General features: G+C 57.7%; 9 protein-coding genes. 2 read left to right on the top strand and 7 right to left on the bottom strand.

Annotation, left to right across the window (positions count from 1 at the left end; all coding sequences use genetic code 11):
• Positions 1–155: 155 nt before the first annotated feature.
• From AB1781_07975 to AB1781_07945, 7 genes are all read right to left on the bottom strand, one after another.
• The gene (locus AB1781_07975; protein MEW5704503.1) at positions 156–1,886 is read right to left on the bottom strand and encodes a hypothetical protein; all 1,731 of its coding nucleotides are present in this window, start codon (positions 1,884–1,886) and stop codon (positions 156–158) included.
• Positions 1,887–2,285: 399 nt separating this feature from the next.
• Positions 2,286–4,847 (bottom strand): MMPL family transporter, encoded by a 2,562-nt coding sequence (locus tag AB1781_07970; GenBank protein ID MEW5704502.1) that lies wholly within the window; start codon positions 4,845–4,847, stop codon positions 2,286–2,288.
• A 19-nt stretch (positions 4,848–4,866) separates the two neighbouring features.
• Entirely contained in the window at positions 4,867–5,982 is a 1,116-nt protein-coding gene (locus AB1781_07965; protein ID MEW5704501.1) for a YCF48-related protein, read from the bottom strand.
• A 461-nt stretch (positions 5,983–6,443) separates the two neighbouring features.
• Positions 6,444–7,475: a 2Fe-2S iron-sulfur cluster-binding protein gene (locus tag AB1781_07960; protein ID MEW5704500.1), complete on the bottom strand. Its 1,032-nt coding sequence runs from the start codon at positions 7,473–7,475 to the stop codon at positions 6,444–6,446.
• A 137-nt stretch (positions 7,476–7,612) separates the two neighbouring features.
• Positions 7,613–8,071: an MmoB/DmpM family protein gene (locus AB1781_07955; protein MEW5704499.1), complete on the bottom strand. Its 459-nt coding sequence runs from the start codon at positions 8,069–8,071 to the stop codon at positions 7,613–7,615.
• 33 nt (positions 8,072–8,104) lie between these two features.
• Positions 8,105–9,262, bottom strand: coding sequence for a methane monooxygenase (locus tag AB1781_07950; GenBank protein MEW5704498.1), 1,158 nt, complete (start codon positions 9,260–9,262; stop codon positions 8,105–8,107).
• Between the two features lie 118 nt (positions 9,263–9,380).
• Positions 9,381–10,946, bottom strand: coding sequence for a methane monooxygenase (locus AB1781_07945; protein ID MEW5704497.1), 1,566 nt, complete (start codon positions 10,944–10,946; stop codon positions 9,381–9,383).
• Between the two features lie 442 nt (positions 10,947–11,388).
• On the opposite strand from AB1781_07945, the gene AB1781_07940 reads away from it, so the two are divergent.
• Both AB1781_07940 and AB1781_07935 read left to right on the top strand, forming a co-directional pair.
• A complete protein-coding gene (locus AB1781_07940; protein ID MEW5704496.1) occupies positions 11,389–12,300 on the top strand; it encodes a LysR family transcriptional regulator in 912 nt (303 codons plus the stop codon).
• Between the two features lie 33 nt (positions 12,301–12,333).
• Complete coding sequence (locus AB1781_07935) at positions 12,334–13,989, top strand: sulfotransferase (protein ID MEW5704495.1); 1,656 nt, start codon at positions 12,334–12,336, stop codon at positions 13,987–13,989.
• The last annotated feature ends 14 nt before the right edge of the window (positions 13,990–14,003 follow it).

Below are 14,003 nucleotides of genomic sequence, written 5' to 3'. Positions count from 1 at the left end.
GCTTGTCAATGTTCGACGCGCTTAGAACCGTCCCTTCCGGAACTTCTTCCGCCAGCGCCGCTCCTCCCACAAAACCAAGCGCAATTACCAGCGCGCCAGCCTGTAGGACTTTTCCGATTTTCAGCATTTTCTAAGTCCTCTCAAAAGCCCCTTGGTTAGAATTGACGAGTCAAGCGAAGCACGAACTGATCCTGGTCCTCGAAGAGGCCGAAGGAGTGGCCGCCATTCCCGAGTTCGTTCGGATTGCCGCCGGCCGAGACCGGGATGTTGTTCGGGCTTGGCGAATGCGGCGCATAGAAAAGATCCGCTTCGGCGCGGAGCCGCCAGTAATCACCCCAGATGAACTCGACCCACGGCAGGAAGAACCCGCCGCCATGGGTAAGGTCCGTACCCCAGGCGATGCCGGGGTTGATCAGGTCAAAGTTGTAGTTCGTCAACAACACGATTGTCAGGACGAAGGTGTGCTCCGACGACGCCGCGTTCCACCCGGCGGTATCAAGCAGCTCGTCCGTTGCACGGAAGTCCGTGAGCCAACGGTCAAACAGCTGAACCGAGAGGAAGGAAGGCCGGCCCGTACCGATGTAGTCCTGCAGGCGGACACCCGTCGATTCGAGACGCAGCATCCACAACAGCTGGTTCTTCTCGATCGGCGAGAGGCCATGACCCGCACTCCCGAACGCCCCGGCGAAGGCTGCCGCCAGACCGCCCTGGGCGGTCAGGTTGGCGATACCTTGCGCGTTACCGGAGAAGCCCCGGTTGAAGGGCCGCTTCGGCGTCCACACGACTTCCGCCGCCAACGTTCCATTGAAGCCGGCGTCACTCAAGTCGTAGTTCAACGACATCGCGTAGTTGTTGATGACCGGGTAGATCGCCTGACCAAGGGCGCCCAAGCCGCCGTTCGCAACGGAAAGCGGCCCTTCGCCCTTGAAACCCTGGACGGAGGACGAAATCGGCGCCCCCGACAGATGGCTGCGGATGAAGGCAACGGAATAGCCCGTGTAGTTCGTCCACTCGGGCAGCGTGCCGGCCCACCGGACAGCGCCGGTTGGCGTATGGAAGTTACCCGTGTGGTGGGTGTAGTTGAAGGGAAGGATCCCCGCCTGGAAGAAGTCGATGGCATCGAAGGGATTCGGCTGCCAGCGACCGCCGTAGAAGTCAACCGAGGAGCCAATGTCCCGCTGGCGATCCAAGCCCGGACGGACGACGACCTGCAACGAGCCGTCCAATTCGGGCACCTGCATGATCACGTTGGCCAGGATGAGCGGCTTCCGCCATTCCTCGTTCTCCGGTTCGAAGAAGAGGCGCCAGCGGAGGTCGCGGCCGTGCAAGATATCCATCGCCTGGAAGAAGTCGGTCTCGCCCCAGACGACCTGCTGCCTACCCAACTTGACAACGAACCGATCGCCGACATCGAACTCGACGAAGAATTCGCGCATCTCCTCTTCCTCTAATTGCCCCTTGAGGAAGTTGGGTTCGGCCTGGCCGTCGTTGGCGCCTTGACCAAGCGCGTTGATGGCAGTGCCCTGGTAAGTACCCTCGTCGAGCCGCCGCAACCAAGGTGTTTCCGCTTCCCGCGCGACGCGGCCGACAAGACCGATGCGGAGCGGACCGATCTCGCCATCCAAGTCGATGCGGACGGTCGTCCGTATCATCGAAACATGGAACTGGTCGTCGAAGAACGTGCCGGGACGGTCCCGAAGGTTGAGGGAGATCTGCTCGCGGACGTACCCGCTTGTCACCCAATGTCCCGGAATAAACGGATCGTCTTCGAAGACCATCCCCGCCATCGCGCCGCCCGAGCCGAGCACGGCGGCCGGCGCCAGTGTTGCCGCCAGCAACATCGAGCGCGACGGCTTCTTTTTCGAAATCGCGTTTTTATGCTTCATCGCCATAATTCCCTAAGGTTTTCAAACACAAGCCCACTACAGGCCCCAAGCTACGCACAGTAAAAAGCCGAATACTTCCCTAATAAAGCCTTAAAAGACCGGCCGCACATCCGCAGCCAGCTTCTTTCGCGAACGAATTCGTGGTCGTTCTTAATTGAGTAGGAAGCCCCCCCTCCATCTTAGAACGACCCGCATTTTCCCCTATTTTCTTAAACAAAAACTTGTTTTGCGTTCGCTCGAACGGCTCACCTTTGACCGGCCGCTCCCGTTCACTTAAACGCGTAATTTTTTGTTTGTCCAGTCTTTTGTTAAGGATAGAAGGCGGCACGAAACGGTGCCGCCTTCTTCCGAATCATCTCTCATCTTTTTCGCGCTGCAAAACAAACTTGCTCCATGCGCTCAACTCACGTGGCTTCCAACACTTCCCGCCTTCACGCCCTTCACCTCCATCAGATCCTTGCCGAAGATGAAGTCCGGCCGGAAGACATAGGCCATCGCAGGGATGACGAACAGCGAGCTCAGGGCAGATACCGAGAGCCAGACGCACATCAAAATCCCCATTTCGGCCTGGAACCGGACCGAGGAGAACGTCCAGAGAACAATGCTGATCACCAGGGTGAACGCCGTGATGAAGACGCCGCGGCCGGCGCTGTGCAGCGCCTTGACGATCGCCCCCATCGGGTCTCTGGTTTCTCGCAGTTCCTCGCGGATACCGTCCGCCACATAGAACGCGTAGTCGACGCCAAGGGCAATGCCAAGCGCCGCCACCGGCACGGTGTTGATGTTCATGCCGATGTCTTTCATCGTCATGTAGCTGAAGGTGATCACGTTTGAGAGCGCGACCGGCACCATGAAGAAGAGGGCCGCCGCGGCGTCCCGGTAAACCACAGCCGCGCAGAGACCGACCCAAAGCAACGCCAGGGCGATAGCCTCGACCTGCTTGGCGAGGATGATTTCGTTCACCGCGCCCAGCACGCCGATCAAGCCGCCGGCCAGATAATATTCCGGCGTGGCTTGAGCCGCGATATCGCCGATTTCCGTGCCTTCTTCGCCTTTTTCCACCCGCGCGCCGGCGCCGCCGAGAACGGCCTTGCTTACCCCGCCGCCGTAGTCGGAAATTTCATGCGCCTTCCCGAAATCGTCTTCAAGTTGAAGCGGGTGCTTGGCGATGTATTCCTTCAGCCGGGCAAGCCCGGTTCGGATCGTGTCGCCCCGATGGTCGCGGAACATGAACCGAATCGAACCTTCGCTGTAGACGAAGTTGTTGAATTTATCGGCGTCCCCGGGCTCGGAGCCGGAGATGTAGAGATAGGCGAGCTCGCCGTTCACCAGAAGGTCATCGCCAATTTCATAGAAGCGCGGGTTGCCCTCGTAGAAAACCCGTTGAATCGCCGGCAGCACGTCGGCGAGCGAAACCGAGCCGCCGACTTCCGGCTGCGCCTCCATAAAACGCTGGAGGTTCGCCATGTTCCGCAGAATTTTCGGAGATTTAAGCGTGTTCTTCGGTCCCTTCACCACGATGAACATCTGGTCGGACCCGCGGTAGGTCGTATTGATCACTTCCGCGTCAACGTTGTAGGACGAATCCTGCCAGAGAATCGGCGAACCGGGATTGGCGTCCCCGACCGTAAGCTGGAAGGAAATCGCGCCCGCCACGACAAAGACGGCAAGGGCGCCGGCCAGGACCCATTTGCGGGCGGCAGGTCCGTTCGTCGTCGTGACGGCCAGGTCCAGGAACTTATGGATGGCCGGCTGCACGTTGATCGGGTGCAGGACTTTCTTCGGGTGCTGAACATAGCTCAGCAAGAGCGGCGTCAGGAAGTAGGCGCTGATGATGATCACCAACACCCAGATCATTCCGGTGATCGCCACTTTTTCCAGCAGCGGAATAGGGGTCAGGGCGACGACGGCCATGGCACCCGCATCGGCGACGATGCCCAGCATGAGGGGCCGGGTCAACATCGACATCGACTGCCACGCGGCTTCCTTCATGTCCGTGTAGCCCCGGTTTACGTTGTCGTCGAATCGAACCGTCAACTGCACCGAGTGGGAAATCGCCAGCGCCGTCAGCAGGAACGCCACGACGACGACGAGCGGGTCGAAGTTAAAGTCCATCAAGGCGACGAATCCAAGCGCCCAAGTGCCGGCCACGAGACCGGACAACAGGGGCAGGAAGGTGCCCCGCCACGTCCGCATGACGATGAACAGGAACGCCATCAACGCCGCCCAGGTCAGGGTGAAGATCGTCATCGTCTCCGGGAAATAGTAGTTGACCCAGCCATAAAGCATGGGCTCGCCCACCACCCGAATGTGGACCGTGTCGTCCCGTTCCTGATCAAGAATCTCGTTAATCCTGTTGAAGGCTGGCGTGTACTCAAGCAGGCGATCGATGAAGTCGATCGTGATCAGGACCGAGCGCAAATCCCTGGAAACGTAAGTGCCGTAAACGGTTGGCGAGGTCAGAACCGCATCCCGCAATTGGTCGAGTTCTGCCTGGGTCTGCGGCACGCCTTCGCCCGCCCGGTAAATTTCCTTGTCCATAAAGGGGCGGGTTTCGACGCCCGCCGTCGAGGCCGACACCGTCTTCAGCTTCCGTCCGGCCAGCGAAACGATCTGGAATTGATTGATGCCGGGAATGAGGCGCAGGTTGAATTGCAGATTCTTGACCTTTTTCAGGAACGGCGTCGTGAAGACGTCGCCCTCCTTGGTCTCCATCATGATGGTGACCATGTTGGAGCCGCCAAAGGTTTCTTTGTATTGTTCGTTGATCTGGACGTAAGGGTGGTCCTGCGGAAGAAGATCGGGGAAGTAACTCTCGATCCTTGTCTGCAGCGCCACAATGATGCCCAAGGCAAGCGTCAAAGCCCCCAAAACAAGAAGAAACGGAAGGCGGTTGCGGATGGTAAAAGAGCACATCCGTTCAATGGCTTGCGTCATCCGTTCGTTATAATTCTTAGCCATGGCTCATAATCCTCCGCAACTAGAAGTGCGATTCTTTACGGGGAAGATCTACCCATTCCCCGGATGACACCGTCCAGACCCCGACGTCCTCGCCGCAGACATAAAATTTGCCGTCGCTCACCTCGAGATCGACAAACCAGGGAGACTTGTTGGGATCAAACAGTTCGGCGGCCCAATTTTGCGCCGAGGCGTCGCTTTTCACGGAGACGCCACCCTCTCCCGTAGCAATCCACGCCTGATTCTTCGCGTCCCATTCGACGTCGTAAAGATGCGTGACAACCGCATCCCCCTTCGGTTCCATTTGTTCCCAATTGTTGCCGCCGTCCTCGGTAACGAGGATCGTCGCCGACCCGCCGACGGCTACGCCATGATCACGGTCCCGGAATTTGACGCTGTTGATGGTGTCGTAAGCCGGGCGAATTTCCCGCCAATTGTAGCCGCAGTCTTTCGTATGGATGGCATTCCCGAATTCGCCGACCACCATCCATTCGCACTCGCCCAGAATGGCGATGTCCTGCAGGGTGATGTCGCGCTCGAAACGGTAGCGACGAATGACGTCCTGGTTCACGCGTTGGACGCCGCCGGCAATGTCGTTGAATCGCTCCTCAAAAAAGGACCAGTCGTAATAGAAGTACTGCTGTTCCCACGTATCGCCCCTGTTCTCCGTGAGAAGAACCTTCCCCATGATGCCGACGGCGATCGCCTTATCGGTCCCCGGGATGATGCGTACGCGGATCAGTTTGTCGGCAACATTGGATAAGGGGATATCTCTTTTTTCCCATGTCTGGCCGCCGTCCCGCGTTACCAGAACGATCCCCATGTTGCCAACCGCCACGGCGTCGTTCTTGTCCCACGCGGCAACCGACATGAGGTTGAGGTCGGACGGCGTCTCCTGGATTTTCCAGGTGACCCCGTCGTCCTCGCTGCGGATGATCTTGCCGCCATTGCCGACCATCCAAAGGACGCCGGGCTCGGGAACCTGAATGCCGTAATAGCGGTCGCGTTCACCGATCGGGGGAATTTGAACCGGTTTGCCGACAGGCGCTGGTTCGATTCGTGAAACGATGAGAAGCCCCGCAATAATTGCCCACGGAGCTATCTTCGAAAGATAGACGCCTAATTTTCCTGTTTGCATACGCCCTTCCCCTAAAAGGTGTCGCCGTCGATGTTGTTATAGGCGAACGTTTGCCACCCTTAACCGACGGCGGTTTCCAAGTGATGCGATCGACCAAACGATTGGATTCACAATAGCAAGGGAGCTGGAAAACCGGACAGGATTCATCGCCTCTTTGGAACCCGGCGAAAATCCGATGGTGGATTTCTCGGCGTACCCCCCCTTAGTCGCATGATAATAAGCCCAAATTCTACGTTTGGTTGTTTCTAGCACTAGCGTGAAAGAGGCAAGGCCGTCAATAAAATTCACTTGGGTTTCCGGGAAACCGAAAGACCCGCCGGCCTCTGCGTACGGATCCTTGCTGCCGTTATCGATCGCCGTCGACAAGTTTCACCCGCCGCTGGTTCTAAAGACCGCGACGGGAAACTTCGTTAGGTGCCGCAGAGCGGCATTTAACAGTATTTAGAAGACTTTTAAGGCCGTTAAGATTTTGTCGCGCCGGAGGGAACAAATTCCTCGCGGTGAATGTGGGAACGCTCGACGCTTTTTTCGCGGAGAATCTTCTCGACGGCCTCGATCATCGGCGGTGGGCCACACAAGTAGAATTCATGACCGGCGAAATCCTCCCCGCCCATATGCTTGAGCAGGCTATCCGTTACAAACCCCTTGTCCCCCTCCCACGATTCGTCCGCGTTCGCGCAGGCGTAGTAGGGTACAAAATCGGGCAACGCTTCCTGCAGGCTTTCGATTTCCTTCTTGCAATGCAGGTCCCCGGGGTTGGTCACGCCGAAGAAAAGGCGGATCCGCTTCGGGTAGAACTGGTTCGAAAGCTGCCGGATCATGGCAAGATTCGGCGCAAGCCCCGTTCCGCCGCCGATGAAAACGGGCGGCCGATCGGTAATGTTGTAGAAGAAAAGTCCATAAGGACCTTTGATGTCCAGCGTATCGCCGACCTTGGCCTGGCCCTTGAGAAAATTCGAAAAAACCCCTTGGGGAAGAATGCGAACATAGAACTCGAGAACGTTTTCCATCGAGGCCGTGTTCGCCATCGAGAACATCCGCCACTCCGATGTTCCCGGCGCGTTGATGGCGACGTACTGGCCCGGATTCCAGAAGAAAATATCTGAAAATTCTGCTTTTAAAACAATGCGATATACCTCTCCGGACGGAGAGGCCGGGCCGACCTCCACGATCCTCGCCTTTCCCTCCTGAGGGGCGGTCACCCGGTCGGAATCGATTTCGAACTGCACCTCAAGATCGGTTTGCGGATGGGCCTGACAGAGAAGGACATAGCCCTCCTCCTCTTCGGTCGGGCTTAGGGCACCGAGTTCGGCGCGCCCCATATCGACCTCGCCTTCCGCGAGCCGGACCTTGCAGGTCCCGCAAATCCCTTCCATGCAATAGGCTGGGAGAATGATGTTCTGACGCCGGGCGGCCGAGATGACGTTTTCCTCCGGACCGCACTCGAACTCGAATTCCTTGCCGTCTAAAAATGTGCAATGCACCTTGTGCATCAAACAAACGCTCCTTTAAAAAAATCGCCCCATCCGGCGAAGGGTCACGCCTCGAACTTCTCCGTCTCTGCGCACCGGATCTCGGTGAGAGTGGCGGTCAATACCGACAAATTTGTAATCGGAATGGTCGGTTCTGGCTAGTCCTTAGGCTGCGTATCGACATCCATCTCTATGCCGACCAGCCGGGTCGTCAATATGAATTTGTTGCCGACGGTCATGGCCCGCCCCACGGTCGTCGAGAGGTTCACGAGAAAATCGTAAACGCTATAGGGACGGCCAAGAGCTTCTTCAATCTCGTCGAAATCAAGGACAACCTCCGTGTCCGCGTCCACGTAGTAGAAGGAGGCGCGGTCCTCAATGTAGATATTTTCTTTGCCCGCCAGGAATTCCTCCACGATGAATTCGATTTCTTCCGTCTTCATCAACGCCATCGCGACGCTATTGGTCGAACGAATCTTGTCCTGGCTTAGAAATTTGTCCTGAAAGGCTTGGGCGTCAAAGGTGTCCTCGTCGTATTGAATCTCTTTGATATGGTCTTCGTGACTTACGTTCTCGACTTTCTCAATCTCAATATCCGGCTTTTTCTTCGTGGTCATTTCAAGCCCTTTCGACTCGGTCGGTTGGTCGCGTCACGCAACGGCTTTCTTCGCCGCATCCAAATCCACCGTGATTCCCATCGGATCAAGGTGGGTTTCTTTCCACTCGGCCAAAAGGTCTGCAAAGCGTGCGTCAATGGTTGCTCCACCCATCGCCTGACGGGCAGATTGGATTTGCGGCAGGTCGAAAACCGGCTTGAAAGCCCGCACGCAGGCCAGCGTCTTCGGAAGCCAGCGGTTGAGCCAGAGTTGCATGATCTTCTGGTTCATCGGCCCGAATTCCGGGTCACCGAAGAAGACGTTGTGAAAGAGATCGAAATTCCAGTCCCTGGCTACGCGCTGGGCTCGGTTCATATCCGGCACGAAAAGGCCAATCAACGTATCGCCGAAGAAGCCGGCATAGCGTTCCACAAATTCGTTCCGGACGACGCGCCCGAAAAGCGGCAGGTGAACCATGAAGAGCGCAAACAGGATTTCGCAATGATCGCTGGTCTTGTCCCACAGCTCATCCACCAACCCGATGGTCGGCGCGTAAATCTCGGACGACCGCCAAACGTCCTTCCCGAGATCAATATCCGCCTTAAACGTGTCCGGAAAAATTTTGGAGAGAAACAGCCGTTGCATGTGAATCATCTGCGAGTTGTCCAGCAGGTCGAAGGCGCCCGTGCAGGTAGCGGCGCGAATGATGTCGCTGAGCACATCTCGGCAGACGGAGGACATGGCGTTGAATACGCCGTATTCGTGGTGGAGAAAGGCGGCCCAAATCTTACCGACGACCTCGTCCCGCCACCATGGGTTCATCCTTTCCCACTCGCGCATATCCGCATAGGCCCCGAGCCGGCGCTGCAGGTTGCGCCATTCGTCCGCCTTTTCCGACACATAGGGGTATTGCCAGCGCCGATGCGGGTCGCGAAAGGCGTACCAGTCTTGGCACCGCATTTCTGTGAAATAATTGCCCCACGTATCCCGGCCGCCGCTGAACCGCGCCGGGGTATCGCCCCAATCGAGACCGCCTGGAATCCAGTCCGGATTGGGTTGCGCGTAGAGGATGAGTTTTTCGTATTCGGTGAGCTTCTTCCACCGCGGTTTCGCGAAAAAACAGAATTCGCGATTCTCGGAAAGCGGCTCTGAACCTTGTGGCTCGGTGTTCGGAAAAATACCGCGATGAGTCTTGGTTTTCTTAATGGCCATAAAGGCGTTACTCCCTATCCGACCGTTCCCTGAAGCGGGAATCTTTATATTTTTTACCCGTAGAAACGAGGGGAGGTTTCCTTCCGGAAAGCCCCCCCTCTCAAAAACGCCGACTTGCCTAATGCTTGATCGCCACGCTCTGGAACTTGCGCAACGGATCCTCGATCACGCAATTGGCCGCGCGGAGATCGTCTATCGTCCACATGCGCTTCGATTCGAGATGCGGCTGGGACGTCAACGTCTTGCCGTCTGAACGAACGCCGTGGAATTTCTCGACGATGTCCGCCAGGTTCCAACCATCGAATTCCTCGAAGAACGTCGTCTGGTTGTGGTACCGCTCCGGCTCCATGAAGAACATCCGCTCGCACATGTTCGAGCAGAAGGCGTGCAGTCGGCCTTCGTATTCGACGATGCGCGCCTTCTTCGCCCCGCCGTATACATCCGGCGATACCGTCGGCATCTGGCAGGTGCGGCAGACGTGGACGGTGACGTTGTTCTTCATCAGCCACTGATAAGGAATGAAGTTACTGGAGGGATCCTGATAGTTCATGCCCTTCCACACGTCGTAGAACACGCCGTAACGCGCATACCAGCCCGGATAATTCTTCTCGAACCATGCCGCGTCCTTCTCGGTCGGCGGTTCGATGCGGATCATCATGAGCGGCCACAGCGCCGTGGCGACCTGCCAAGCCGCGTGGTGAGACCAGTAGGCTTCCGTCTTCGCCTCCAGCATGCTCCGTGGCGTCTTGATGCCGAATTTCGCAAGACGGCCCAGCCACATGGAGGCCCAGTCCTGATACACCCAGCGATCCCAGGTGACCGCCCAAGGCTCGACCTTGTTGACGGAGCCATATTCGAGGACCGCGCCGACGAACGGCGTGATGAACTTGTTCTGCAACCAGAACGTATTATCCAGGTCCGTCTGAATGTATTTGTGGTTTTCCTGATCGTGAATGATCGAGACGATTGTCTGGTAGCCGTTCGCCATATGGCGCAATTCGTCCGTCTCGATGCTGAGAAAAATGGTCGGCGTCACCTCGTCGCCGTTCGCCGCCGCCCATTCCGTCAAACCGACGATCAGGGGATTCGTGAAGCACGCCTCGGCAACCATCTGCAGGTTCAGTGAACATTCGACCGGATCGCCGGCGCAGAATCCGTCGACGAGGGCGCGGCGGCAAGGCCGCCATAGCGGATTCATGTAGCGCACGCGCCGGGCGTCCGCATGGCCCGCCGGATCGTAGGTATGCTTCGCCATATAGGAGTTCAAATAGCCGATCTGGGCCGTGTGCCGGATTTCGTCCATCGTCTGGGCGAGATAGCCGTTTTTAAGCTCAGGGCTTTGTGTCGCATTCCAGAGAACGGAGGTGCCGGAGATCGCCGCGTATTCACCGGACTCCAGTAAGTCGCCGCCAATTTTCATAACTTCGTTCCAGCGCGGCTCGATACGGCTGCCGACGTTCATCCGCGCCATGCCATCGAGGAGGGTGCTGTATTGGCGCTCGTCCTTCTCCTCTTCCATGCGGCAGTATTCTTTCGCGATCAGCTTAAACTGCTCGCGCGCGGAAGGGTTGTAATTGTATTTTGTCGGATACTTACCCCGACGTTTGTCGATGTTCCAGCCAAACTCCATGAGATACTTATGTACCTCTTGCGACTTGACCTCGATTTTCGGGACCGCAACCATTTTCTGATCCTCCGATTTTCGCGCCCCATTCCGACGGGCGACTTTACCCCTATATCTTGCCTTCTAACGTAGGGTTGCAAGCAAAAGAAGTCAATAAACCCCACCGCCCATTTAATGAAGACTAGTCTAATAAATTCCTAATAAATCAAAAAGTTAGCACTCCACCGCCGCCGCGAGCACCGCCCGCGGTACCCCTCTCCGATCTGTTCGCAAATCCGATCCTTAGGATCCGCCATACAAGGACGAACGATGCCTCTGTTCAAAGCAGGTATTTTTTCCTAAATCTGGCGCCAAAAACCTGCGAATGCCTTATTCTGCAATGAATGCATGGCCCAGTTCCCGTACTAACGCATTTTTTAGATAAAAGCTCATGCAAAAATTCGATAGCCGGCATCAGAATCCTATAAATTGCCTCCAGCGTCGAAACGGAAAGGCGGCCGGATTGTCCAAACCCAAGCCCGTCATGAACTGGGACCGTTTGCGCATCTTTCATGCGGTTGCCCAAGCAGGAAACCTGACCCTTGCCGGCGAACGGCTGGGCTTGAGCCAATCCTCGGTCAGCCGGCACGTTCGCCTGCTCGAACGGGACCTCAACACGCCTTTGTTCCACCGCCTATTCCACGGCGTCGCCCTCACCGAACCGGGAAAACTTCTCTATGAAACAACGCGGCAGATGGACGACGCCTTGGCCTTTACCGAAGCAACGCTCAACCACCGCAAGCAAATACCGGAAGGGCCGTTGCGGATTCTCTCCACCATCACCTTCGGCACCGTTTGGCTGGCGCCGCGGTTGAAGAAGTTCTTGGATCAAAACCCGAACATCAAGGTCAGCTTGACCGTTCAGAGTTACGATTCGGACCTAAGCGTGCGGGAAGCGGACGCCGCCATCCGAATATCGCCCCCCCGCCAGGCAAACGTTATCCAGCGCCATCTGACGACGCTTCGCGTACATCTTTATGCTTCGCGTGGGTACCTGCAACAATACGGCGCCCCGAAAAATGCGCGCGACTTAAAAAATCACAGGCTAATCCTCTACAATCAGGACTATCCGGCCATTCAAGGCAATTTGAACTTCCTATTGGACGTTGCCGATATCGATTTCAACCATCCGGCGGTCGCCTTGAAGGTGAATCACGCAAACAGCTTGTTCTTGGCGATGAAAAGCGGCGTCGGAATCGGAGGGCTTTCCGATTACATGGCCGCCGGAGACCCGGACATCGTGCGGGTTCTTCCCGAAATCGAGGGCCCGGCCTTCAAAGCCTATCTCGTTTATCCGGAGAAACTGCGCGATTCGAGACGCATTCAAGCGTTCTGGGATTTTCTGATCGGCGAAGTCCGCGAATCGGGTTTATAGGTCAGGTTTATAGGGTGGTCTTACGTGGATAGCATGCATACTTCAACCGGCCCTTCTCGCGAGGACGCCCTTCGCCTGCATCGGGAAGGAAAGCTGGCCGAGGCGGAGGCGATCTACCGTGAACTTCTAGAGCGGCAATCGAAGGACGCGGAACTTCTTCACCTCCTCGGCGCACTGTGCCAGCAAAAGGGCGCGAGCGTGGAAGCAATCACCTGCTTCGAGAAGGCGCTCGCGCAAACCCCGGACGCGGTGGATACGCTTTTCAACCTCGGCGCCGTTCTCCATCGGCTCGGAAAATACGAGGCGGCCGCTGACGCCTACCGACGCGTGCTCACGCTGGCGCCCGAGGACATCGACTCCAACCTCAATCTCGGAAATACCCTCCTGCTGCTCGGGCGGCTTGACGAGGCGGCCGCTGTCTACCGGACCTTCCTCGCGAAGCGACCGGAAAACGCCGGTGCCCACTACAACCTTGGCCTCGCCCTGATGCGCGCCGGCCGCTGCGGGGAAGCGGTCGCAGCGTATGAGGCCGCGCTTGAACGCCGACCCGATTTCGTCGAGGCGCGAACCAACCTTGCCGCCACCTTGCTGGAACTCGGCGAGATCGAGAAGGCCGAGGCCGGTTTCCGGCAAATTGTGAAAACCCGGCCGGAGGACGCCCGCGCCCATCTCGCACTTTCGCGCCTGACGACGTTCCGGGAAGGCGACGGAGCAATCCACGCGATGGAGCGTGCCCTTGCGAACCCTTCCCTGCCGAAGAAAGAAGCAACCCTTCTTCGCTTCGCTCTGGGCAAGGCCCATGAGGATACCGGCAAGTACGACCTCGCCTTCGACTGCTTCGAGAAAGCGAACCAACTGAAGCGCGAGTCGGCCCCGCACGGTACCGCGGCGGACGAAGAGAGGTTCGAGCGCATCCCGGCAATCTTCAACAAGCGGCTCCTGACCGAGAAGGCGGGCCACGGCTTCGCCAGCGAGCAACCGATCTTCGTTCTCGGCATGCCGCGTTCCGGTATAAGCTTGGTCGAGCAAATCCTGGCCAGCCACCCGGCCGTTTTCGGCGGTGGCGCGCTAGATACCTTCCCGGAACAGGTTCGCAAGATTCCAAACGGACCGGGGCCGGCGACGGGCTTTCCCGAAGCGGCCGCCGGGCTCGACGCCAACGCTTTTGAAAGGCTCGGCCGGGCGTATGTCGAGACGGTCGGCGCACGCGCGCCGGGCGCCGCGCGAATCACGGACAGCCTGGCGAGCAATTTTCAATATATCGGCCTCATCCATCTCGCCCTTCCCCAGGCGACCATCCTTCATTGCGCGCGCAACCCGATCGATACCTGTCTTTCCTGCTTCAAGACCTATTTCGCGGAAACGCCGAATTGCAGCGACGATTTGGCCGAACTTGGACGTTACTACCGGCGATACGAGCGGCTGATGCACCACTGGCGCGCCATGCTGCCGGGGCGGATTCTGGACATCCCTTACGAGGACCTCGTCGCCGATCAGGAGGGAACGACACGCCGGATTCTCGATTTCTGCAAGCTGCCGTGGGAAGACGCCTGCCTCACCTTCTTCAAAACGAAGCGGCCCGTGCATGCGGCAAGCATCGCCCGCGTCCGCCGGCCGATCGACACGGCGGCCGTAAGGCGATGGCGGCATTACGAGCACCACCTCGCCCCGCTCCTCGAGGCGCTGTAACGCGAAAGACAAAG

It is taken from the genome of Pseudomonadota bacterium, assembly GCA_040752895.1.
In the GTDB taxonomy this organism is placed as follows: Bacteria; Pseudomonadota; Alphaproteobacteria.
The sequence above is the reverse complement of the archived record's forward strand: the minus strand, read 5'-3'. Positions and strand labels throughout refer to the sequence as shown.

What these genes read in the sequence shown, in the direction of transcription:
- AB1781_07975 (MEW5704503.1), bottom strand. Translation starts at nt 1,886, where the DNA reads ATGAAGCATAAAAACGCGATTTCGAAAAAGAAGCCGTCGCGCTCGATG.
- AB1781_07970 (MEW5704502.1), bottom strand. Translation starts at nt 4,847, where the DNA reads ATGGCTAAGAATTATAACGAACGGATGACGCAAGCCATTGAACGGATG.
- AB1781_07965 (MEW5704501.1), bottom strand. Translation starts at nt 5,982, where the DNA reads ATGCAAACAGGAAAATTAGGCGTCTATCTTTCGAAGATAGCTCCGTGG.
- AB1781_07960 (MEW5704500.1), bottom strand. Translation starts at nt 7,475, where the DNA reads ATGCACAAGGTGCATTGCACATTTTTAGACGGCAAGGAATTCGAGTTC.
- AB1781_07955 (MEW5704499.1), bottom strand. Translation starts at nt 8,071, where the DNA reads ATGACCACGAAGAAAAAGCCGGATATTGAGATTGAGAAAGTCGAGAAC.
- AB1781_07950 (MEW5704498.1), bottom strand. Translation starts at nt 9,262, where the DNA reads ATGGCCATTAAGAAAACCAAGACTCATCGCGGTATTTTTCCGAACACC.
- AB1781_07945 (MEW5704497.1), bottom strand. Translation starts at nt 10,946, where the DNA reads ATGGTTGCGGTCCCGAAAATCGAGGTCAAGTCGCAAGAGGTACATAAG.
- AB1781_07935 (MEW5704495.1), top strand. Translation starts at nt 12,334, where the DNA reads ATGCATACTTCAACCGGCCCTTCTCGCGAGGACGCCCTTCGCCTGCAT.